Annotated in this window: 20 protein-coding genes and 1 pseudogene; 12 read left to right on the forward strand and 9 right to left on the reverse strand. The window is 71.2% G+C overall.

What is annotated here, in order from left to right:
- Window positions 1–52: 52 nt before the first annotated feature.
- The 5 genes from ABD369_RS19390 to ABD369_RS19410 all read right to left on the reverse strand — a co-directional run bounded on the left by ABD369_RS19390 (window position 53) and on the right by ABD369_RS19410 (window position 6,697).
- Window positions 53–1,324 (reverse strand): condensation domain-containing protein, encoded by a 1,272-nt coding sequence (locus tag ABD369_RS19390; protein ID WP_344637699.1) that lies wholly within the window; start codon window positions 1,322–1,324, stop codon window positions 53–55.
- A gap of 157 nt (window positions 1,325–1,481) precedes the next feature.
- Entirely contained in the window at window positions 1,482–2,969 is a 1,488-nt protein-coding gene (locus ABD369_RS19395; RefSeq protein ID WP_344637700.1) for an MFS transporter, read from the reverse strand.
- Between the two features lie 343 nt (window positions 2,970–3,312).
- Complete coding sequence (locus ABD369_RS19400) at window positions 3,313–5,544, reverse strand: ArnT family glycosyltransferase (protein ID WP_344637701.1); 2,232 nt, start codon at window positions 5,542–5,544, stop codon at window positions 3,313–3,315.
- 312 nt (window positions 5,545–5,856) lie between these two features.
- Entirely contained in the window at window positions 5,857–6,216 is a 360-nt protein-coding gene (locus ABD369_RS19405) for a peptidase inhibitor family I36 protein (RefSeq protein WP_344637702.1), read from the reverse strand.
- An 85-nt stretch (window positions 6,217–6,301) separates the two neighbouring features.
- On the reverse strand, window positions 6,302–6,697 hold the full coding sequence (locus tag ABD369_RS19410; protein WP_344637703.1) for a hypothetical protein: 396 nt from the start codon (window positions 6,695–6,697) through the stop codon (window positions 6,302–6,304).
- 367 nt (window positions 6,698–7,064) lie between these two features.
- On the opposite strand from ABD369_RS19410, the gene ABD369_RS19415 reads away from it, so the two are divergent.
- The 3 genes from ABD369_RS19415 (at window position 7,065) to ABD369_RS19425 (ending at window position 9,922) form a co-directional block, all read left to right on the forward strand.
- Window positions 7,065–7,274, forward strand: a complete 210-nt coding sequence (locus ABD369_RS19415) for a ferredoxin (RefSeq protein WP_344637704.1) — start codon at window positions 7,065–7,067, stop codon at window positions 7,272–7,274.
- On the forward strand, window positions 7,264–8,628 hold the full coding sequence (locus ABD369_RS19420; RefSeq protein WP_344637705.1) for an NAD(P)/FAD-dependent oxidoreductase: 1,365 nt from the start codon (window positions 7,264–7,266) through the stop codon (window positions 8,626–8,628). Before ABD369_RS19415 ends, ABD369_RS19420 begins: the two co-directional genes overlap by 11 nt.
- A 67-nt stretch (window positions 8,629–8,695) precedes the next feature.
- Window positions 8,696–9,922 (forward strand): cytochrome P450, encoded by a 1,227-nt coding sequence (locus ABD369_RS19425; RefSeq protein WP_344637706.1) that lies wholly within the window; start codon window positions 8,696–8,698, stop codon window positions 9,920–9,922.
- 105 nt (window positions 9,923–10,027) lie between these two features.
- On the opposite strand, the gene ABD369_RS19430 is transcribed toward ABD369_RS19425, so the two are convergent.
- Window positions 10,028–10,687 (reverse strand): ATP-binding protein, encoded by a 660-nt coding sequence (locus ABD369_RS19430; protein ID WP_344637707.1) that lies wholly within the window; start codon window positions 10,685–10,687, stop codon window positions 10,028–10,030.
- A 257-nt stretch (window positions 10,688–10,944) separates the two neighbouring features.
- Window positions 10,945–12,138, reverse strand: coding sequence for an FAD-dependent monooxygenase (locus ABD369_RS19435; protein ID WP_344637708.1), 1,194 nt, complete (start codon window positions 12,136–12,138; stop codon window positions 10,945–10,947).
- Window positions 12,139–12,307: 169 nt separating this feature from the next.
- Here ABD369_RS19435 and ABD369_RS19440 point away from each other — a divergent pair, with 169 nt between their 5' ends.
- The 5 genes from ABD369_RS19440 (at window position 12,308) to ABD369_RS19460 (ending at window position 18,948) form a co-directional block, all read left to right on the forward strand.
- A complete protein-coding gene (locus tag ABD369_RS19440; RefSeq protein ID WP_344637709.1) occupies window positions 12,308–13,300 on the forward strand; it encodes a TetR/AcrR family transcriptional regulator C-terminal domain-containing protein in 993 nt (330 codons plus the stop codon).
- A 96-nt stretch (window positions 13,301–13,396) separates the two neighbouring features.
- Window positions 13,397–13,606, forward strand: a complete 210-nt coding sequence (locus ABD369_RS19445; protein ID WP_344637710.1) for a hypothetical protein — start codon at window positions 13,397–13,399, stop codon at window positions 13,604–13,606.
- 318 nt (window positions 13,607–13,924) lie between these two features.
- On the forward strand, window positions 13,925–15,022 hold the full coding sequence (locus ABD369_RS19450) for an ADP-ribosylglycohydrolase family protein (RefSeq protein ID WP_344637711.1): 1,098 nt from the start codon (window positions 13,925–13,927) through the stop codon (window positions 15,020–15,022).
- Window positions 15,023–15,211: 189 nt separating this feature from the next.
- A complete protein-coding gene (locus tag ABD369_RS19455; protein WP_344637712.1) occupies window positions 15,212–16,501 on the forward strand; it encodes a tyrosine-type recombinase/integrase in 1,290 nt (429 codons plus the stop codon).
- A complete protein-coding gene (locus ABD369_RS19460) occupies window positions 16,498–18,948 on the forward strand; it encodes a tyrosine-type recombinase/integrase (RefSeq protein WP_344637713.1) in 2,451 nt (816 codons plus the stop codon). Before ABD369_RS19455 ends, ABD369_RS19460 begins: the two co-directional genes overlap by 4 nt.
- 112 nt (window positions 18,949–19,060) lie before the next feature.
- Here the strand turns inward: ABD369_RS19460 and ABD369_RS19465 are convergent, their stop codons facing one another.
- Window positions 19,061–19,666, reverse strand: coding sequence for a hypothetical protein (locus tag ABD369_RS19465; protein WP_344637714.1), 606 nt, complete (start codon window positions 19,664–19,666; stop codon window positions 19,061–19,063).
- Between the two features lie 283 nt (window positions 19,667–19,949).
- Here ABD369_RS19465 and ABD369_RS19470 point away from each other — a divergent pair, with 283 nt between their 5' ends.
- Window positions 19,950–20,852 (forward strand): ATP-binding cassette domain-containing protein, encoded by a 903-nt coding sequence (locus tag ABD369_RS19470; protein WP_344637715.1) that lies wholly within the window; start codon window positions 19,950–19,952, stop codon window positions 20,850–20,852.
- Window positions 20,849–21,505 (forward strand): immunoglobulin domain-containing protein, encoded by a 657-nt coding sequence (locus ABD369_RS19475; RefSeq protein ID WP_344637716.1) that lies wholly within the window; start codon window positions 20,849–20,851, stop codon window positions 21,503–21,505. Before ABD369_RS19470 ends, ABD369_RS19475 begins: the two co-directional genes overlap by 4 nt.
- Here ABD369_RS19475 and ABD369_RS19480 read toward each other — a convergent pair.
- A complete protein-coding gene (locus tag ABD369_RS19480) occupies window positions 21,481–21,651 on the reverse strand; it encodes a hypothetical protein (protein ID WP_344637717.1) in 171 nt (56 codons plus the stop codon). The genes ABD369_RS19475 and ABD369_RS19480 overlap by 25 nt on opposite strands.
- Before the next feature lies 1 nt (window position 21,652).
- Between ABD369_RS19480 and ABD369_RS19485 the strand changes: the two are divergent.
- Window positions 21,653–22,201 (forward strand): annotated as a pseudogene (locus tag ABD369_RS19485) (NAD-dependent DNA ligase LigA); the annotation flags it as partial.
- A gap of 112 nt (window positions 22,202–22,313) precedes the next feature.
- On the forward strand, window positions 22,314–22,517 hold the full coding sequence (locus ABD369_RS19490; RefSeq protein ID WP_344637718.1) for a hypothetical protein: 204 nt from the start codon (window positions 22,314–22,316) through the stop codon (window positions 22,515–22,517).
- The last annotated feature ends 167 nt before the right edge of the window (window positions 22,518–22,684 follow it).

The raw sequence follows: 22,684 nt of genomic DNA on the forward strand, positions 1-22,684 counted from the left end.
ATGCCGCGCGGTTCGCCGTGCTTCCGAGGCGGTGCGGGTCTCGGTCGGCGCGCTAGCCGTGCAGGGAGTCGAGCAGGGCGTCGAAGGCGGTGCGGACCGCTTCGTCGGTGAAGTGGGCACGGTCCCAGGCGAGGCGGACCAGTAGGTCGTCGCCGTGGGAGACGGACACCGCGAACGGGGCCGTGAGTGGACGGCCGGCCAGATGCGTCTCCCGGCCTTCCGCGCCGCCGAGCACCAGTGGTGGGCGTCGCTGCAGGTCCTCGAAGGTGAGCAGGCCGTCCAGCGCCCCGCTCCACTGCGCCCCGGCCGACCGCGCGGCGTGGACCACCTCGTCGAACGGCATGTCGGCGTGGTCGAGGTCGTCCCACCACGAGGCGCTGAGCTCGTCGAGGTCGGCCGGGCCGGGGGCCGCCGGGTGCACCAGGGTGTTCAGGAAGCAGCCCAGCACCTGCTGCGCGGCGGCGGGCCGACCGCCCCACGGGTAGCCGAGCGCGAGCGCCCGCCCGGTCCCGAACAGCCGGTAGGCGGCCGTCGCGACGGCCGCCAGCAGAGCGGGGAACGCGATCCGGTGCGCGGGGCCGTCGCCCACCGGCAGCCGGAGGCTCAGCATTCCGGTCGGCTGGTCGCCGCCGGCGGACGCCGGAGCGGCGCCGAGGCCGGAGAGCCGGGCGGCCCAGTGGGCGTGCGCGGTGGGCGAGGTGGCCTTGGCCTCGGCGGCGAGCTGGAGTTCGACCGCCTCGCGGTAGGCGTCCACGGCCGCGGCGAGCTCGCGCGGATCCGGGCCGGCCGGGGCGCCGTCCTGGTAGGCCAGGGCGAGGTCGGCGGTGACGATGCCGAGTGACTGTTCGTCACAGGCCGCGTGGTCCAGGGCGACGGCCAGCACCTCCTCGTCCTGCTCGGGGCCGCGCGCCAGCAGCAGCCGCAGCGCGGGCCCGTCCACCGGCCACTCCAGCAACGCCCGGCGCAGTGCCTCGTCGGCGGTACCGCCGGGCGGCACCGGGACTTCCCGCACCTCGGCGGCCGGAGCGCCGAGCCGCAGCACAGGCGTGCCGCGCAGGGCGGTGAAGGTGCCGCGCAGCGCCGGGTGGCGGGCCGCGACCCGGAGCGCGGCGCGGTGCAGGCGGAGCGGGTCGACCGTTCCGCGCGGGTAGGCGAAGAACAGCGGTACGACGTCGGGACGGCCCTGCGGGTCGAGCCGGCGGGCGAGCAGGAACCGGCGCTGGGCGCCGGTCACCGGGAGCAGCGTGGCCGTGGCCGGGTCGGCGGCGGAGGACAGGGCGGACCGGTAGCGCGTGAGATAGGCGTCGGTGAGGCTGGCGGGCACGGGAGGATCTCCGCTTCGGCTCTGGTGGTTCGGGGCAGTCCCGGGAGTGGTTCCGGGGTGCCGGGTCCAGCGGACGTTGTGGCGTGGGGCGGGCCCGGTGGTGGTTCCCGGGCGCCCGGTTCAGGACGGGCGGGACGGCACCGGGGCGGCGGTGCCCTCAGCGGGCGGGTGGGACGGAAGCGGGTTCCACGTCCGGCTCCCCGGTGCGGCCGTCTACTCTTTGCCCGGAGTTGACCCCGGGGTTGTCGGCGACAGAGCCGCCTGTGCCCACGGACCTGGTCTCGGTCAGGTGCCCGGCTTCGGTCGCGTACGCGCTCTCGGCCACGCGCCCGGTTACGGACGTGGACGCGCTCTCGGACGCGTACGCGCCCTCGGCGGCAGACTCGCTCTCGGTCGCGTCCCCGGTCGGCAGGTCCCGCATCCGCCGCAGCGGCGACAGCAGTACCGGTACCGGCACGGCGAGGAACCCCGCGGCGCACACCCACAGCGCCGTCCTGGGCCCGGCCGCGGCGGCGATGGCGCCGCCGGCCAGTGCGCCCAGCGGCATGGTGCCCCAGACCAGGAAGCGCATGGTGGCATTCATCCGGCCCAGCAGCGCGGGCGGGCAGATGGTCTGACGGAAGCTCACCTGGGCGACGTTGTAGACCACGGCGCCGAACAGTGCCACGGCCGACCCGGCGCCGAACAGCACCGCGCCGGTGCTCCCGGCGGACAGTGGCCACAGCACCGCGAACGGTGAACTGACCGCGATCGACAGCCAGATCAGCCTGCCCTGCCCCACCTTCGCGGCCAGCGGCCCGGCGCAGAGCGCCCCGGCCAGACCGCCGACGGCCGACACCGACAGCAGCAGGCCGATGGTGCCGGGCGAGAGCGAGAGCACCCTGACCCAGAAGACGGTCTGCACCGCGGCCAGCAGGGCGGAGAAGAAGTTGGATCCGGCGGTGGTGACCGCGATGATCCGCAGCAGCGGGTGCCGCAGGACGAACGAGACGCCCTCGGCGATGTCCGCCCGCAACGACCGGTCGGGCGCCGGTTCGGGGCGCGACTCCTGGACGCGGATCCGCAGGAGCAGCAGGGCCGAGGTGAGGTAGCCGATCGCGTCGGCCACGATGGCCAGCGGGGCGCCGAGCAGCTGGACCAGTCCGCCGCCGAGCCCGGGACCGGCGACCTGGGCGGTGGATCGCACCGTCTCCAGCGCGCCGTTGCCCTCGACCAGTTGCCGCTGCGGCAGCAGCCGAGGCAGGAAGGACTGGTGTGCGACGTCGAAGAACACCGTGGCCACACCGGTGACCAGGGCCACCACGTACAGCTGGACCATCGTCAGCACACCCGCGGCCGCGGCCGCCGGGACCGAGCCCACCGCCAGGCAGCGCACCACGTCGGCGCGGATCAGTACCGGAAGCTTGCGCATCCGGTCCACCCAGGCACCTGCGGGCAGGCCGACCAACAGGAAGGCCGCGGTCTCGGCTGCGGTGAGCAGGCCGACTTGGAGCGGTGAGGCGTTCAGGACCAGCACGGCGGCCAACGGCAGGGCCACCAGGGTCACCTGGCTGCCGAGTTGGCTCGCGGCAGCTCCGGACAGCAGGAACCGGAAATCACGGTGTCGTAAGGCCTCACCTGCCAAGAGGCGCTGAAAGGCGTTCACCTGTGCGACTTTCGACGAAAAACCCTACGAAGGCCAACCAGTGGGAATGAATCCGGACTTCTGCCGACCCGGCCACGCACCGCCCGCCGTGCGGGGGACGGACGGTCGCGGCGCGGTGGTGCGGACGGTCGGGTCGCCGGTGAGTCGCCGAGAACCCGTGGCCTGACTGGTTCGGCGACGATCTAGCCGGTGTCCAGATTCCTGTCCGCTATCCGGGCGGTCCCTGTCCAGTCATCGGACGGACGCTTTCAGATATGGCCGGATCGGATGGACTGTTGTTGACTATTCATCTCCTTGTGAAGGTGATGTGATAGATGCAGGTCCAGTCGGGAACGGAAACGGATCAGCGGGTCGGGGCACAGGCGTAGAGCCGCTGCTGGGTCGCGAAGTCGTCGTCGAGCGTCCGGGAGTCGCCCAGTGCGGTGGACGGTGCGCCGACGCCGTACTCTCCGGCCGGAACCTCGGCGCAGCTGGACCGGACCCAGGACCGGATCTGCGACGCGGCGGAACCGTCCGGGCCGCCGGTGGGTGCGGAGCCGGGCGTGAGGCTGTTGCCGAGCAGGACGTAGCGCACCGCTCCGGTGTCCACCAGCCGCCGGAACTCCGGCATCGTCGGCGAGGGTGCCAGGCCCGTGAAGCCGCCCATCGGTAGGACCTTCTCCCCGGTGGCCAGGATGAACGGTGAGGCGCCGCCCCAGCTGGAGGCCGCGAACAGGTAGGCGGAGCCGTTCCGGTGTGCGCGCAGATACCCGAGCAGAGCCTGCTGCGAGGCGGTCAGCCGCCCGGTGGAGTTGCCGCTCGTGCTGCTGTCGACCCGGCGCCGCGGCTGCTCGGCGGCCGCCGGCGGGGTGTCCGACGGGCCGACGGCGCCCATGCTGGAGCCGCCGTGCTTCGCGGTCAGCACCGAGGAGGCCCAGGCGCCCGGTGCGACCAGACCCGCCGCGATGGCCGCCGCCAGCCCGCCCGCTAGGACCAGCCGGTGACCGGCCGGGCGATCCGGGTGCCCCGGCTGCCCGGGCTGGTCCGCCACCTCGCCGAGCCGGGCCAGCCCGAGCAGGCCCAGCGCCAGCCCGCCGAGCGAGAGCACGGTGGTCGCCAGCCACGGCAGGAAGTCCGGGAACCGGGTGGCCAGGAAGACGTGCCACAGGACGGTGCCGGTGATCGCGGCAGGCAGCGCCCACGCCCGCCTGCTCTCGGAGCGGAACTCCCGCCACATCAGCACCGCACCCGCGCCACTCAGCGCCGCCAGTGCGACGGCGACCACGCCCATGTAGTAGCTGTGCCTGCCCACACTGCCCGCGCTGAACACCAGGAAGAACAGCCCCAGCCACGTCCCCCACAGGACCATGCCCGACCGCAGCGCGTCCGTACGCGGTTCGCGCCGCCGCCAGAGCAGGCCGCAGAGCAGCGCCAGCGCGGCCCACGGGTAGAACCAGCCGGTCTGCGGCGCGAACTGACGGCCGAACATCTTGGTCCAGCCGCCGTCCTGCGAGCCGCCGTTCGTACCGGTGGCCGCGGCGGCGCCGGTCGGTGTCGCGGTGGGAGCCGTGGCCGGAGCCGAGGTCGTACCCGCAGGCCGAGCGGGAGCCGTAGCCGGAGCCGACCCCGTACCGGCAGCCGAGGAGGGGGACGCCGTGGGCGAGGTGCCCGTCGCGGACGGACGCGGCCCACCACGGACCGCCACCACGCTCCCGGTGTCCGCCGCGTTCAGTCCCACGGCGGAGAACCGGTTCAGGAAGTTGTAGCCGACCACCATGCTGATCGCCGAGTTGTCCGTGCTGCCGTCCACGAACGGACGGTGCCCGGCCGGGACGGCGGTCACCACGGCCATCCAGGAGACCGACACGGCCAGCGCCAGCAGCCCGGCCAGCACCAGGTGCCCCAGCCGCCGCCAGAGCGAGACCGGCGCCGCGAGCAGGTACACGGCGGCCAGCGCCGGCAGCACCGTCCACGCCTCCAGCATCTTCGCCTGGAACGCCAGCCCGAGCCACACCGCGCACAGCAGCAGTGAACGCAGCCGGGCCGAGAGCGCCGCCCGCAACGCCGCGTCCGCCGCCAGCACCAGCAGCAGCGTGAAGGCGGGATCCTCGACCGAGGTGCGGAACAGCCCGACGGTCACCGGCGTGAGGCTGAAGGCGGCGGCCGCGAGCAGACCCGCGTCGACCCCCGCCCAGCGGCGGACCGTGCGGAAGAGCACCAGTACGGTCAGCACTCCCTCGGCCACCTGGGGCAGCGTCAGCACCCAGGGATGGAAGCCCAGCAGGCGCGCGGCCAGCGCCTGCGGCCAGAGGAAGCCGGGCAGCTTGTCCAGGGTGATGGTGTTCGCGGGATCGAACGAGCCGAAGAAGAACGCCTTCCAGCTCTCGGTCATGCTGCGTACGGCGCCGGCGTAGAAGCCGTGGTACTGACTGTGGTTGATGCGCCAGGCGAACAGCACGGCCGCGACACCGGCGATGCCCAGCAGCACCGGGCGGGCGTATCCGGGCTGTCCATCGGGGGACTTCCACGGAGCTCTGCGGAGATGGGGGGAGAGGGGATCGGGAGTCCGGGGCTCGGTGAGCGTATCTGTGGCCATGAGCCGCACCATCGGCCGCGCCCGTGCGGAACAGCGGCCGCAGCGCGCAGGTTTGGGTGATTTTATACCTTCCGCACGCCGATCGGCCTACGGAGTCCGCTGCTCAGGATGAGGACCAGCTGCCTCAGGTAGTGGCGCGGGGTGGCCCTGACCGAGCGGTGGTACGCGGCGATCAGAGCACCGGCCACCACGTCGCCGACCGTGCCCGGGCGACCTGCGACAACGGCCCGCGTCCGGACCCCCGATCCGGTCCGCCGGGGCCCGCCGCCTCCGCGGCAGGACGAGGCGCGGGCCCCGGGGGCGGGGCGGAGATCAGCAGTTGCCCCCGTTGACGCCGTCGATCCGGCCGCCGATGTCGTCCTCGTAGGAGCGGCGCCAGTCGCCGCTGCGCACCTGCCGGGTCTCCTTCGGATTCCAGTTGATGAAGCAGGCGTCGGTGTCCGCCACGAACGAGCCCACGTTGTCGTGGAGTTCGGACGGCAGATCGCGGTAGCCGCTGCCGGCCGTCCACTCCCAGCCGTAGCCGCGGAAGTCCACACCGTTCCAGAAGCAGACCGAGCCGCCGGGGCACCCGGGCGGGCCGTCGGTCGGAGCCGCCACGGCATTCGCCGCGGGCAGCAGGACGGCGGTGACGGAAAGGACCGCGGTGGCGGCCCAGGAACGCAGCTTCACGGGGACTCCTTCGTGGTGGTGATCGTCGAGGGGCGGGGGAGCGGGGACCGCGAGGGCCGCGGTCCCCGCCGTCAGCGCTGAGTGGTCAGCACTCGCGCAGGCCGGGCGCCGGGTCGACGGAGGTGTAGATGTCCACCGCGGGGACGTTGCCCCACGGGCCGTCATCGGTCTGGGTCCAGTACCAGATGTCGTTCCCGCCCGGGTGGCGGTCCCCGTGGCCCCAGCAGGCGAACCAGCTGTACGTGGTGAGCAGGCGCCCGCGCACCGCGGAGCCGTACGAGCGGTCCGCGTACGCGTTCGCCCCGGCCTTGTTGCCGCACCACAGCTTGCCGTCGCTGTGGACGCTGCAGTCGGCGGTGGTCCGCACCCCGGCGGCGGCCGGAACGGGGGCGGCAGCGGTGGCCCCGGGCGCGGCGGCGCCGAGTCCCGCGGTGAGTGCGGCGGCGGCCAGGGCCACCGCGAACTTCCTTCCCACAGCCATGTCTTCCTCCTGTGCTCAGGTACTTCGCTTCGCGGCGATCCGGGCGGATCGTCCGCTGTCAGCAGCGTCGGCGCCGGCTTGGGGCCGGTCCATGGGTTTCCCGTTTCCCCTCGCCACGGACGACAGGGAAACCCCCGGTGAGCACCGGTGCCGAGGCCGCTGCCCCGACCCTTGGCCGGCACCGCGCAGGGTCCGGGCCGCGGGTAGCCGCACGGCCGGTAGGGCCCGGTCGAAACGGGTCGGCCGCGCGGTCCCCGCGTTCGGACCCCACTCTCCGTGAACCCTCGCGCGGAGCAGCACCGGCCGCGCTGGCGGCCGGGCGGCGGTAGGACGGACGCAGACGCCGTGCTGGGAGGAGAGACCCGGGATGAAGATCGTCGTCGACCTCAACCGCTGTCAGGGCTATGCGCAGTGTGCGTTCCTCGCGCCGCAGGTGTTCGAGCTGCATGGCGAGGAGGCCCTGCTGTACACCCCACTGGCACCCGAGAACGAGCGCGAGCGGGTCCGTCGGGCCGCCGCGGCCTGCCCGGTGCAGGCCATCCTGGTCGAGGAGGAGGCGGGCCCCGATGCCCGATGACCTGAAGAGCGGCCGGATCGTCATCGTCGGAGCTTCGCTGGCGGGCCTGCGCGCCGCCGAGACGCTGCGCGACGAGGGCTTCATCGGCGAGCTGACCATGGTCGGCGATGAGCGCCGACTCCCGTACGACCGGCCGCCGTTGTCCAAGCAGGTGCTGCTCGGGCGGGTGCGCGCCGAGGAGACCACGCTGCCCCGGCGCCGCGAGGTGGACGCCAAGTGGAAGCTCGGTGTGCGCGCCACCGGGGTGGACCCGATCGCCAGGCACCTCCTGCTCGCCGACGGCGAGCAACTGCCCTACGACCGGCTGCTGATCGCCACCGGGACCCGGGCCAGGCCCTGGCCGAACGCCGAAGAGGGAGCGCTCGACGGGGTGTTCACCCTCCGCACCACCGAGGACGCGGCCGGCCTGGCCGAACGCCTCGACGCCGGGCCCAGACGGGTGCTGGTGATCGGTGCCGGATTCACCGGCTCGGAGATCGCCTCGGCCTGCCGGGAGCGCGGCCTCGAGGTGACCGTAGCCGAGCGCGGCCCGGCGCCCCTGGTCGGCGCCCTCGGCAAGTCCTTCGCGACCCTCGCCGCCAAACTCCAGCTCGCCCACGGGGTCGACCTGCGCTGCGGGGTGACCGTCACCGCGCTGAACGGCAGCGACGGCAGGCTGACCGGCGCCGAACTCTCCGACGGCACCCGGATCGAGGCGGACGTCGCCGTGGTCGCCCTGGGCGCGGTCCGCAACACCGAATGGCTGGCCGAGACCGGGCTCGCCGCCGGCCCGCGCGGTGTGGCCTGCGACGCGGGCTGCCGCGCCTTCAACATGTACGGGATCGTCACCGACGACGTCTTCGTCGCCGGCGACGTCGCCCGCTTCCCGCACCCCCTGTTCGAGTACCAGTTGATCTCCCTCGAACACTGGGGCAACGCGGTCGCGCAGGCCGAGGTGGCGGCCCACAACATGGTCAACCCCGGACCGCTGCGGCGCCCCCACCTGGCCGTGCCGGCCTTCTGGTCCAGCCAGTTCGGCCTCAACATCAAGTCCGTCGGCGTGCCCACCTTCTCCGACCAGGTGGTCCTCGCCCAGGGCTCGCTGGAGGAACGCCGGTTCGTCGCGGTGTACGGCTACCGGGGCCGGGTGACGGCCGCCGTCAGCGTGAACCGCGCCAAGTGGCTGCCCTACTACGAGCGGCTGATCCAGACCGCCGCACCGTTCCCGCCCGAGCCGGCCACCGTCGAGCCCTCCACGCACACGCCCGTCCCCTCCGACGTGCCCGACCCGAAGGTGCTCTCGCACGGCCCGACCGTCGCGCTCACCGGCCACCTGCCCGATCTCCGCCTGACCCTGAGGCACTGGGGCGGCTGAGCCCCGCAACACCGCGGCCGAGCCCCGCGACACCCGAGACCGACGCCACCGCCGAGGAGCCCCGCGCATGGCCGCCGCCGACACCCTGTTCCGCCGGATCACCGACTACGCCAACCGTGCCGACCCGTACCCGCTCTACGCCGAGCTCCGCGAAGCAGGCGTGGTCCGCCAGGACGACGGCAGCTACCTGGTCGGCACCTACCACGAGATCGCCGGGCTGCTGCACGACCCGAGGATCAGCTCGGACCGCCGCAACCGCACCGTCCCGGACCTGCTCGCGTCCCGGGAGGCCGACGTGCAGGTCTCCTTCATCGGCCGCGACGACCCCGAGCACGAGCGGCTGCGCAACATCGCCATGCGGCCCTTCGGGCCGCCCCACTCGCCCGGCCGGGTCGACGCCATGCACGATGAGATCACCGACATCACCACCCGGCTGATCGACGCGCTGCGGGGGCGCGACCGGATCGACCTGGTCGAGGACTTCGCCTACCCGCTCCCGGTCACCGTCATCTGTCGCATGCTGGGCGTGCCGCGAGAAGACGAACCGAAGTTCCACGCCTGGACGGAGACGGTGATCGCGGGCTTCGACCCCAGCCCCGACAGCAACGCGGAGGAACGCCAGCGCGCGGGCCTGGCAGCCCGCAAGGCCATGGGCGAGTACCTCGGCGCACTCGCCGAGAGCCGCCGGGGCAAGCCCTCCGACGACCTGCTCTCCGCGTTCGTCAACGACCCCGGACCCGAGGGCGGTTTCACCCGCCCGGAGCTGATGGCCACCGCCGTCCTGCTGCTGCTCGCCGGACACGAGACCACCGTCAACCTGATCACCAACGGCGTACTCACCCTGCTGCGCCACCCCGAGGCACTGGAACTGCTACGCCGTGAACCCGAGTTGATGCCGAGGGCGGTGGAGGAGCTGCTGCGCTACGAACCTCCGGTCCATCTGCTGCCGCAGCGCACCGCGCTCACCGACGTCGAGGTGGCCGGGGTCACCATCCCCAAGGGCGTGCCGGTCATCCTGGTGCTCGCCTCCGGCAGCCGTGACCCGCGGCGCTTCCACGAACCCGACCGTTTCGACCCGACCCGCAAGGACAACCAGCACCTCGGCTTCGGCAGCGGCGTTCACAGCTGCTTCGGCGCGCCGCTCGCCCGGATCGAGACCCAGATCGCGCTCACCGAGCTCGTCCGCCGCCTGGACGGCCCGCGACTGCTCCAGGACCCGCCCCCGTTCCGGCGCAGCCCGGTCCTGCGCGGCCCCCGCCATCTGCCGCTCGAACTCGCCGGCCTGAAGGACTGAGCGGCGGACGCTTCAGGGCGCAGCGGACCGGCCGGGTTCGGTCCGGGCGCGGCCGACCAGGTGACCGGCGGGAGCCGTACCCGGGCGCACATTGCCCCCGGTCGGCTACGCCCGGGCAGGTTGAGCCCCAGCCGGGAACTCCACGGCCGCCATCCGTTCCCGGGACACCCGGTCGAGCAGCACCACCGAGGCCGCTTCCGGGACGGTACGCATACCGTCCCGGGAGAGCCCGTGCAGCAGCCGGCCGAGTCCGCGCCGGTGCCCGGCGAAGACGCGGCGGGACGCCCACCGGTCCCGCGCCCGCTGGCCGGCGATGGCCTCGGCGGTGCCGACGTCCAGCACCACGAGGTGCAGCTCACGCCCACTGCGCCCGACGGTCAGCGACAGCCAGCGCCGCATCCAGGACCGGCTGCCGCAGTCGTGGACCAGCAGCGGATCCCCGCCCCGGGCGCGCGCGTTCAGCCGCAGGAAGTAGTCGAGCCGCGCCCCGGGACGGTACACCGGGTACGGGAGCCATCCGGGCATGACGGCCTGCCAGGCGACGTGGGCGGCACGCGGGTCGACCACCGCCGCGCTGCGGGACCAGCGCCGCAGCAGAGTGCTCTTGCCGGCCCCGGGCAGGCCCGAGACCACCACCACGGAACCGGGCTGGTACGACAGCGTCACCGGATCGCCGGCCCGCCCCCGCAGATCCACCAACCCGCGCGGACGGACCACCACCCCCGGCCGCTCCCGTACCGCGGCCTGCTCGTTCAGTGCTTCCATCCCCAACCCGTCCATCGCGTCCACGCACTCGATCCGGGCCCAATCATCGGCGATGGCCGGCTCAACCGCGGACGGCGGGTCCCGGCCGGGGATCCGACGATCGCCGCCCCGCCTCGGCACCGCCTCCGCCTCGCAGGAGCAACCGGTCGGCGGTTGCCGGGCGTGGACGCCGACTCCTGCCAAAGGCGCTGGGCGGGCGAGCCGTTCAGTGATCGCCCGCCACCACCTGGTGACCGGTACGGACGGCGAAGCACGGGCTACGCGTACTCGGGCAGGGTGATGTTCCCGGCCTTGGCGAACTGCGCGGCCATCAGGTTCCGCATCGGCCAGCGGGTCATCGAGCGCATCGAAGCGGCCCGCAGGCGGATGGCCAGCGCGCTGGACGGTGCGAACCCCTTGGCGCCGCCGGGCGGCAGTTCCTGCGCCTGGTCGACATACGGGCGCATGATCCGGTCGTAGTTGCGGAAGGCGACGCGGTGGTCGCCGTCGGCCGCGGCCAGCTCGCCGGCCAGTACGTAGGCGCCGACCAGGGCCAGGCTGGTGCCCAGGCCGGTGAGCGGCGTCGCGCAGTATCCGGCGTCGCCGAGGAGTACCGCGCGGCCGCGTGACCAGGTGTCGAGGTGTACCTGGCCCATCGAGTCGAAGTGGAAGTCGGGTGCGGTGCGCATGGCCCGCAGCAACCTCGGGACCTCCCATCCGGCGCCGGCGAACCGCCGGGCCAGCAACTCCCGCTGGGCGTCGGTGTCGCGGCGGTCGTAGGCGATCGGGGCGGAGCGGAAACTGAGCCCGGCCTTGACCTCGCCGGGGAGGCGGCCCGGCCGAGCCGCCGCGACGAGTCCGCCGGGGGCGTTGTACATCTGGTACCAGCCGTCGAGCTCCATGGCCTCGGTGGCGGTGAACCAGGCGTGGTGGACGCCGAGCGGGCGGACGTACTCCGACTCCGGGCCGAAGGCGAGAGCGCGCACCACCGAGTGCAGTCCGTCCGCGCCGACCACCAGTCCGAAGCGGCGCGGGGCGGACTTCTCGAAGGTGACGGTGATTCCGTCCGCATCCTGGTCAAGCCCGGTGATGGTGTCGTCGAAGAGGTACTCGACGTCGTGGCGGGTCGTCTGGTGGAGCAGGTCGGCCAGGTCGCCGCGGAGGATCTCGATCTCGGAGACGATGCCCTCGCCGCCGAAGCTGTCCTCCGGCATCCGGGCGGTGAACCGGCCGGCGGCGTCGACCAGGGCCAGGCCGCGCTGGTCGACGCTCAGCGCCCGGGCCTGGTCCATCAGCCCCATCCGGGTGATCACGGTACGGCCGGCGCCCCGCAGGTCCACGGTCTGGCCGCCCGGCCTGGGAGCCGGTGCCCGTTCGACCACGGTCACGGTGAAGCCTGCCTTGCGTAGCCAGTACGCCAGCGCGGGTCCGGCGATGCCGCCGCCGGAGACAAGGATCTCGGTGTTCTGCATAGAGCAGAATGTATGGCGTACGCAGTGCACTATGCAAGCCCTAAAACCGTTTCTGACTAGGGAAGTTGGCAATCCAGTGCACTAGTGCGGATGGCTCTTCTTGGTGCCGTTCGGTGCTGCGGCTAAGCTGGCGTTGCCATCCGAGGTGCACTAGTGCGGAGAGGGAGACGTGGAGAAACAGGACATGCCGCGCTACAGCCGGATCGTCGCGGAGCTGCGCGGGCGCATCGAGTCGGGTGAGCTGGCGCCGGGTGACCGGGTGCCCTCGACCCGTGAGATCACCCGGCAGTGGGGAGTCGCGATGGCGACCGCCACCCGGGTCCTCACCGAACTCCGGCAGGCGGGTCTGGTCCGTGCCGTGCCGGGTGTCGGCACCGTCGTCGCGGTCTGCGCCGCGGCTCCCGGCCCGGTTCCTGGCGCGGTTTGTGCCGAGGCCCCTGTCCGGCCTGCTGCCGGGGCCGGGGAGCGGGCGGCGCGTAGCCGGCGAAGGGGCGGACCGGAAGGCGCGCTCGCATCCGAGCGGATCGTCGCCGCGGCCGTCGAGGTCGCCGACCGGGAAGGGCTCGCCGCGGTCTCGATGCGCCGGGTGGCGGCCGAGCTGGGGGTGGCGACCATGTCGCTGTACCGGCACGTGGCCGACAAGGACGACCTGCTGACGCAGATGATGGACCGGGTCTTCGCCGAGTCGCCGCTGCCCGAGGAGCCGCCGGAGGGCTGGCGGGAACGGCTCGAACTCACCGCCGGGATGCTGTGGGCGATGTTCCGCAGGCACCCCTGGCTGGCGCCGGCCCTCTCGGTGACCCGTCCGCAGCCGATCGCCGGCGCGATTCCGTACACCGAATGGGCACTCGCCGCCCTGGACGGCCACGGTCTCGACCTGTCGACGGTCTTCACCGCGCACCTCATGCTCTTCAACTACGTCCGGGGCACCGCGGTCAATCTGGAGCTGGAGATGGACGCGGAGGCGCTCACCGGCCTCGACGGCGAGGAGTGGCTGGACAGTCAGGAGCCCGCGCTCGACGTGATCCTGGCCGCCGGTGACTTCCCGAACATGCGACGGCTCATCGAGGTCGGGTACGACTTCGACCTCGACGGCCTGTTCGAGTTCGGCCTGCAGCGCATTCTGGACGGCATCGCGGTGCTCCTCGAGCGGCAGCGTTGACGCCGCTTTCCGCGAGCCGCACTTAATCCCAGCGATCAAGGAGGAATGGGGCGTATCGTCATGAACTCGCCCGTAGTGAGCGGAGGTTAACCAGAGATGGGACTGTTCAGGGACGCCCCGCCCCGTGAGCATCCGGAGTACGCCCAACTGCGTTTCATGGCAGCCGGATCACCGTCGTGGTGGAAGCAGAACCGGCACAAGGTACTGGCGGTCGCGGGCCTCCTGGTCGGCTTCTGGCTGGCCGGCCACCACGACGCCGCACCCAAGACCTGCGCCCCGGCCATCACTTCGACCGGCGCCAACTGATCCCACCGGCAGGCCCGTCCCCGTCGGCCGACGGGGACGGGCACCTCGCGCACAGTGCCCGCCCCGGCCCGGCGGAGGCGGGTACTCCTGCCTGCCCGGAGACGCTTGTGACCCCGCACCGGCGGATGGTGGAGCTGCCACAGTGCTGCTGGTGGACCGTGCACGCCGTGCTGCGGTCACGACACGGCCGGGGCCGGCCCCGACACGGTCAACCGTCCCCTGAGCAACGGGGTCGGCGAGGGCCGGTGGCGAGACCGCCGACCTCTAGCATGTGGCAGGCGCAAGCGTGATGACCAGTGGATTACGGGGGTTTCGAGGATGTACCAGTCATGGGACGAGTTGGTGGCGTACCGCTCCAGGATCCGGGGCTGTGTGCTCGGCGGGGCCATCGGGGACGCCCTCGGGTATCCGATCGAGTTCCTCTCCCTGGGGGCGATCCGGGAGAGATTCGGAGCCGCCGGGGTCACCGGTCTCGTTCCGGACCACGAAGGCGTGACCGGACGGATCAGCGATGACACCCAGATGACCCTCTTCACCGCCGAAGGGGTCCTGGGCGCCTACCGCCGAGCCGCAGCGAAGGGCATCGGCGGGGCGGAGACGGCGATGGTCATGGACGCCTACCTGCGCTGGCTGGACACCCAGAACCACCCCGCCCCGCCGCCCCGGGACGGCAGCCTGCGGCACCACTCGGGATGGCTGCGCGAGCAGACCTGGCTGTACGCGCGGCGGGCTCCCGGCAACGCGTGCCTCTCCGGTCTCAGGGAGGCCCACACCCCGAAGCCGTGGGGCGGGCTCGACGGAACGCCCGGGCCGGTGAACCCCGACTCCAAGGGCTGCGGCACCGTCATGCGCTCCGCACCCTTCGGTTTCACCGGAGCCGGCGCGCAGTCCTCCTTCGAGCTCGCCGCCCGCTGCGCCCAGATCACCCACGGCCACCCCACCGGTCACTACGCCGCCGGTGCCCTCGCCGCCATGATCAGCCGCCTGGTCAACGGAGACAGCCTGGAGGGCGCCGCGCTGCGGGCGATGCAGGTCCTCGCCCGCTATCCGGGCCACGAGGAGACAACCGCCGCGCTGCGCAAGGCGATCGACCTCGCAGCCGAGGGCGATCCGACCCCTTCGATGGTGGAGAGCCTGGGTGCGGGCTGGATCGCGGAGGAGGCGCTGGCCATCGCGCTCTACGCGGCGCTGGCCGGGCGCACCGTCGAGGCCGCGCTGCTGCTCTCCGTCAACCACTCCGGCGACAGCGATTCCACCGGGGCCATCTGCGGCAACCTGCTCGGCGCACGCCACGGGGACGTGCGCCTTCCGCACGACTGGCTGACCCGGATCGAGGGCCGCGCCGTGCTGACGCTGCTCGCGGACGACTTCGCCGCCGAGGTCAACCCGGGCAGCGGGCGGGTCTGGAACTACTGACCGGACACCAGCTTCTCCGGGGCCGGGCCGACACCATCCGACGGGTTCTCGTCGGGTGGTACCGGCACGCCACCCGTCGGCAGTGGCTTCGGTGGTACGGCCCGGCTGACACCTGGCGTGGATGGCCCGTTAACCGAACTAACTTTGGTATATTCGCAGGTCAGAGGCATGATCTGTTAGCTTCCCCGGGTGTTCGAAACTGATCGTCCCGAGCGGGATCTGGAGCGGTTCTTCCTGCCCGAGATAGGCAAGCTGCAGGAGACCGGGAACCCATGGGGCCCGTACCAGTTGCTGGACCCGAACGGCGTTGTCGTCGAGCCAGTCCGCGCCTACTTCGCAGAGCTCCAGGCGGTGGACAGTCCCGCCACCGCGATCCGCTCGTACGGAATGGACCTGCTGCGCTGGTGGCGGTTCCTCTGGGCTCTTGATGTCGAGTGGAACCACGCGACCCGCGTGGACGCCCGGGACTTCACCCGGTGGATGCGGATAGCCGACAAGCCCCAAAGACTGCACTGGCGCCACCGTAAGGCCGGCTACACCGCCGAGACCGCGCCCAAGCCGAAGACGAGCCGCAAGACCGCACCGGGCACACCCAACGCGATCACTGGGAAGGCCTCGCCCGGCCCGAAGTACTCGGTGAAGACCCGTGCGCACTGCGAGACCGTGCTCCGCACGTTCTACGCCTTCCATCTGGAGGAGGGCACCGGGCCGATCATCAACCCGTTCCCGCTGGACCGCTCCCGACGCGGTGACCGCGCGAACGCCCACCATGAGCCCGGCCAGCCCTTCCGCCAGGAACGGGCGGGCCGCTATCGGCCGAAGATCCCCAAGCGGACCCCGCGGCGAATCCCTGACGAGATGTTCAACGCGCTGTTCGCGGCACTGCGGCACAACCGCGATCGCGCCCTCCTGGCCTTCTGGGTGTCGAACGGCGCCCGCGCGGAAGAACAACTGACCAGCCGGCAGCGCGACGCACTGGCCGGCCAGCAGCTCCTCGGCATCGTCCGGAAAGGAACCCGCGCCTACCAGCAACTCCCCTGCTCGACAGACGCGTTCGTCTGGCTGCGGCTCTACCAAGAGGAAGCCCGTCGTGCTGGCGTCCCCGTCGGACCGAACCTGCCGCTGTGGTGGGCGCTGAGGCGGCCGTGGCGGCCGCTCGGCTACGACGCGGCCAGGGCGATGTTCAACCGGGCGAACGATCTCCTCGGGTCGAACTGGACCCTGCACGACCTTCGGCACACCGCCTCCTACCGGCTCGCGCGAGACCCGAAGATGCCGCTGACCGACGTCCAGTGGGTCCTCGGCCACGCGCACCTCACCACCACCCAGCTCTACCTGCCGGCCAGCCAGGACGAGGTGATCGAACGCGTCCGGGCCCACCACGTACGCCAGGCACAGCAACGCGAGCGACCCCCGGCGCCCCCGGCCCCCGGCTACAACCCCGACTCGATGAAGAACCTCTTTGGGAGCTCCTGGTGACCTTCGCCCAGACCCTGGAGGCGCCGGTCTCCAACTCCGCCCGGGCTCCGCAGCCACTCGCGGGAGCCGCCCTGGTGGCGTTGACGGAGCGCTTCCCGCCCCGGCCCTACGAGGACGACTGGCCTGAGACGAGCCAGTCCTACGAGGAGGTTATGGCGCGGCTGAACCGGCCGCCGCTGCGGGCTGCGAGCGACTCCACCCACGACTACCGGCGGCGCGGGGCTCAGAACATCCTCCGCTGGCTCCAGCACCACCCGGGAGACACCTGGCAGCAGCGCTGGAACGCGAGCCCCGCCGCGAGCTGCACCGGCTCGGAGTGGAACAAGCGCTCCGCAGGCTGGACCGGATACGGAGCGGCGAACGCTAGCGGCATCCTGAACTCCGGCCTGCTCGCCCTGGTGAGCGCCGAAGTGCTCCGTCCCTCGCTCCGCTGGCAGCTCACCCGGTCGTCGACCAACATGCGCGCGGTCATCTGCCAGCACCGCGATCCCGAAGGGTTCGCCCGCCTGGAGCAGATGGTCGGCCCGCAGGCCTGGTCCTCCCACCTCGGCAAGCTCGCGAAGAGCGTGCTGGTGAAGATCGTCATCTCCAAGGGAGGAGGCTTGGCGGACATCACGGTCGGCGACTCCTTGGAGTTCATGGAGGCCTTCCGCGAGTATCGGCCCAGCACCGCCGGCCAGAGCCTGTTCTACTCGTGGCTGCGGGACCTGGGGCACATGCCGACCGATGCGCCGACGACCCTGAGATTCCTGACCCGGACCTCCGGTCAAGTCTCGGTCGAGCAGCTCGTGGACCGCTACAACCCCCAGTCGAAGCCGATCCGGAACCTGCTGGTCGACTACCTGAAAGAGTGCCAACCCACCATGGACTACACGTCTTTGGAGGACGCGTCTCGGACCCTGGTGAGGAACTTCTGGACTCAGATCGAACGCATCCAGCCCGGCATCGACACCCTACGGCTGCCCCCCGAGGTCGCCGCGGCCTGGAAGCAGGCCAGCCGAACCAAGACCACACGCCAGCGACTGCCAGACGGCTCGATCCACGAGACGGTGTCCGAGCGCGCGAACTACGGCAACCTGATGATGGGCGTCCGGGCCTTCTACCTCGACCTGGCCCACTGGGCTGTCGAGGAACCCGAGCGCTGGGGCCCCTGGGTGGCACCCTGCCCGGTGAGCCAGGCCGACGCCAGCACCGCAAAGCACGAGAAGCGCCGCAAGGCCAAGATGGACCAGCGCACCCGCGAACGGTTGCCCGCTCTGGCGACCCTGGTCAGGGTCGCCAGAGAGAACTGGGCCGAGGCCAACGCGGGCATGGACGCTCTACGGGCCGCCCCGCTGGGCGGGCGGTTCACGTTCATGGGCAAGACCTACACCCGGCAGAAGCAGGACTCGGTGACGCCCTTCCGGGCCTATGACGAGACCGGCCGTCGAGCCCACCTGGGACTGGCCGAGGAACGAGCGTTCTGGGCATGGGCCACGATCGAGTTCCTCCACCACACCGGTGTCCGGATCGAGGAGATGCTGGAAGCCAGCCATCACAGCCTGATTCAGTACAAACTGCCCAGCACCGGCGAGGTCGTTCCGCTTCTGCAGGTCGCGCCGTCGAAGACCGACGAGGAGCGGCTCCTGCTGGTCAGCCCGGAGTTGGCGGACGTCCTCAGCACGATCATCGCCCGCGTCCGTGACTCGCGCACAGGCGCGATTCCGATGGTGGTCAGCTACGACGTCGCGGAGAAGGTCCACAACCCGCCGATGCCGCTGCTGTTCCAGTGGGTCTACGGCGGACAACTCACGCCAGTGTCACGGTCGTTGATCAGAAATGGCCTTAACGACGTCTTGGGACGGGCAGGTCTCACGGACTCCGCCGGCCAGCCGCTCGACTTCTCACCGCACGACTTCCGGCGGATCTTCATCAGCGACGCGATCCGCAGCGGCCTGCCGCCCCACATCGCCCAGGTTCTCGCCGGCCACTCCGACATCAACACCACAATGGGCTACAACGCGATCTATCCCGCCGACGCCATCGAGTCCCACCGGGCGTTCATCGCGCGCCGGCGAACGATCCGCCCCAGCGAGGAATACCGGACCCCGACCGACGAGGAGTGGGATGCCTTCCTAGCCCACTTCGAGAAGCGCAAGCTCTCGCTCGGCACCTGCGCGAGGGCGTTCGGAACAGCCTGCATCCATGAACACGCCTGCGTCCGATGCTCGCTCCTCCGCCCCGAGCCCTCCCAGCACAACCGCCTGATCGAGATCCGCGACAACCTGATCGACCGAATCGCCGAAGCCCAACGCGAAGGCTGGTTCGGCGAAGTCGAAGGACTGGAGATCAGCCTGGCCGGCGCCCACGGGAAGCTCACCCAACTGGACGCGGCTCTTCAGCCCTCCGTCGTCCACCTGGGTCTCCCGACCTTCGATCAGATCGCAGGACGATCCAACACCTCGTGACCGCCTCCGAGCCCGACGTCTGGACACCCAACTGAACCTTCCTGGACCGCTTTTCGTTCCGAAATACTCGGCTGGCCGCACTTCTTGGGCCGGTGGGCCGTTCGCCTATCAGTCAGAAGGGAGGTTCGAGATCGCCGCGGCCATCGCTGTGCGGCCCGCAGTCCCAGGGCTCCTCCTGAAAAGGTTCAATGTCACTGACGTCGTGGCCCCATGCTTCGAGGGCCTTCCAGGCAACGCGCCGGTTAGGGGCGTCGCTGCTGGTGTCTAGGATGCGGCGCGCGTGCACCGCAAGGTGATCGCGGCGCTGGGCAAGCGCGGGGTGTTCGGCGAGGATCAGCGCGGCGAGGCCGGCGGCTTCGCGCACGTCCGCGTGGCTGTCCTGCAGGAAGGGTGCGACGGCTCGATAAAGCATCGGGCGCAGGTCCCGGAAGGCCGCCAGCGTGGTGTCGTGGGTGAGGAAGCCAGGGAAGTATTGCTCGGTGCGGTCGACAATCTCGTCGGAGGCGTCGTAGGCCGTGGAAACCAACCAGTTCAACAATGTCGCGCGGATGGGGACGTTGCGATACGGCCGGAGGGTCATGGCCACCGGGTGGGCGAGGATGCCGGCGACATACATGGCGACGGGGGCGGTGGCTTCGTAGATGCTGTTCTGGTGGCCGACCAGCTCACTCAGTTCCGACAAAGCGGTGACCTGCACCTTGGGATCAGGCTCCAGCAACCGTGCCAGGACTTTGGGAAGGCACTCACCGTTCCCGAAAGCCGTCTGGAGCGAACCCCAATCAGTCTCCGCTAGGACTACCTGGTAGGGCGGCAAGTTAGGCTCGCGGGACGCCCCGGCCTTGGAGCTGCTGTGGTTCACAGGCCAAACCTAGACCAGACTTCTGACACGATTCCCGTCCGGGCCAGTTAGTTCGGAGAAGGGCCGTCGCGTACTCGCTGACCTCCTATCGTGGTCGGGTGACGTCAGTCAGTCAGTCAGTCGGATGGGACGAGGAGTTGACGTGCCACGGCTCGAGGCAGTGAGCAAGCGTTACGGACGAGGGGAGTGGGTCGTCAGAGACGTCCACGCGGAGATACCCGCCGGGGAGGTGGTGGCGTTCACAGGCGGCAACGGGTCGGGTAAGTCGACGTTGCTGCGGATGCTGGTCGGGATCTCCAGGCCGACGAGCGGGGTGGTCTCCGGCCGGCCCCGGCAGGTCGGTTACGTCCCCGACCGCTTCGCCCCCGACGAGCGCATGTCGGCCGTGGCGTACCTGACCCACATGGGCCGTATCCGGGGCCTGGGCACGCGGGTCGCCGCCACCAGGGCGCACCAGCTGCTGGACCGCCTCGCGCTGGTCGGCGGGAAGGAGGCCCGGCTGCACACCCTGTCCAAAGGCAACGCGCAGAAGGTGGCGCTGGCTCAGGCGCTGCTGGTGGAACCGGAGTTGTTGGTACTCGACGAGCCCTGGTCGGGACTCGACGCCTCGGCGCACGGCACCCTGACGGAGATCATGTCCGAGGTGGCACGTGCCGGCGGTTCGGTGGTCTTCACCGACCACCGGGAGTCGATCACCAGGGTGCTCTCCTCGCGCACCTACACCGTCAGAAAGGGGACGGTGGCGCTCCGACCGCCGCAGGCGCAGCCCGCTCACCGTCCGGCGGCCGAGGTCGTTCTGACGCTCCCGGAGCACGGCGGCACACCCGGCGAGCCGGACTGGGACGCGATCGGCGGTGTGCGGTCGGTCGCACGGAGCGACGCCCGTCTCGTCGTCACCGTGGACCGCGACTCCGTGGACGCGCTGCTGCTGGCCGTGCTGCGCGGCGGGTGGTCGGTACTGACCGTGACCCGGGACGAGCGGGACCGGGAGGCCGGGCAGCCGGTCGAGGACACGGCCGCCGTGCCGGGAGGGAGCTTCCGATGATCGCCCTGATCCGCTACTCGTTCGCCACCGTGTTGCACACCCAGCGGTACCTGGCGCCGCTCCTGCTGTTCACCGGTCTGATGGGCGTGCTGACCGCCAACGGCAGCGGCCCGCTCCCGCCGGCGTACGCCAGCTCGGCGGGGGCGCTGTTCGTCGCCTCGACCTGGCTGACCACCGCGCTGATCGGTATCGACAGCCCGGTGCAGCGGGCGATCGTGGTGGTCGGCAGCGGCAGGGCGGCCAAGGTGCTGGCCGGCTCGATCGCCACGGTGCTGATCAGCTGCCTGTTCCTGATGGTCTTCGGACTGCTCTTCCCGCTCTGGGTGGGCTCCTACCACGTCCGGCCGGCCGATCTCCTGCTCGGGGTGATCGCCCAACTCACCTGCACGCTCACCGGAATCGCGATCGGACTGCCGTGCTCGCGCCTGGTCCTCAGACGCCAGGGCGTTGCCCTGCTCCTGGCGCTGGCCCTGGTCATGGGCTTCCTCTTCACCCACGGGGTGCCACCCGTCAACCGGCTCTTCCGGCTGATGGCGACCTCCACCGACTCCACCGCCCTGCTGGCCCGGTCAACCGGCATGCTGGCCGTCGCGACCGCCCTGTGCCTGGCCTCCGCGTGCGCCACCCACTACCTCACCAGCCGCAGGGAGTAGCCGAAACGACCTCCGTCGCACCCGCCGAGGCCGTTCGGTCCCACCCAGGGCGGCCCGGGGAACTTGGGGCCGCGTGCCGCGCTGACGAGCCCGGCCTCCTCGTCCGAGAGCTCGCAGGCGGCGGCGTTGTCAGTGCCTACCGCCATGATGAGCGGCATGAAGGAAACAGCCGTTCTGGTCTCTCCCGCCGCCTACGCCAATGCCGTCACCACCGCCGTCGAGGCGGCCGCGGCCTACTACGCCGACGGCGGCACGCCGCTGGGTGACGACGAGTACGACAAGCTGCTGCGCGCGATCGAGGCGTACGAACTCGCGCACCCCGGCGAGGCGCTGCCGGCGTCACCGACCGGCAAGGTCGCCGGAGGAGCGGCGGTCGGGGACATCCCGCACTCCGTGCCGATGCTCAGTCTTGACAACGTCTTCTCCGCCGAGGAGTTGGCGGCCTGGGCCGCCGGGCTGGAACGCAGACTCGGGCAGCCGGTGCAGGGCTGGTGCGTGGAGCCCAAGTTGGACGGCCTGGCGGTCGCCGCCCGCTACCGCGCGGGCCGGCTGGTCCAGTTGATCACCCGGGGCGACGGACTGGCGGGTGAGGACATCACCCACGCCGCCGACGCCGTGCTCGGCCTGCCCGCCCTGCTCACCGAGGCGGTGGACGTCGAGCTGCGCGGCGAAGTCCTGCTCACCCAGGAGTTCTTTCCGCTGTTCAAAACTGTCTCATGAGATGTGTGGTTCAGTCTCGACTCGTTGTGGTGGTGCGAGACGGGTGAGCTGAGGGAAGTTCCTCTCCGGCTCCTGGGGAGGGAAGAGTATGGATCTCGCCTTTGTGCAATCCGGGCTGCTGGAGAAGTACCTGGACACTGATGTGATCTCTGCTGCGAGGGTGGCCACCTTGCTGAAGCGGCGGGGCATCCTCGACGGGACGCCGGTATACCTCGACGAGGAGACACAGACGCCGATCCCACCGTTGTGCGAGTTCGGCAGGTATCTGTCGACTGGGCTTGATTCGCTTTGACGGACACCCCTGATCAGGGGCTTCGGTCCCGGTAAGGATGATGTCCATCATGGAGAGCATGGGGAACAAACCGCGCCCTCGCCGCTCGTTCACGTCGGAGTTCAAGGCCGAGATCGTCGAGCTGTGCCGGCGCGGTGACCGCTCGGTCGGTCAGGTCGCCAAGGACT

This window comes from Kitasatospora cystarginea (assembly GCF_039533515.1).
In the GTDB taxonomy this organism is placed as follows: Bacteria; Actinomycetota; Actinomycetes; order Streptomycetales; family Streptomycetaceae; genus Kitasatospora; species Kitasatospora cystarginea.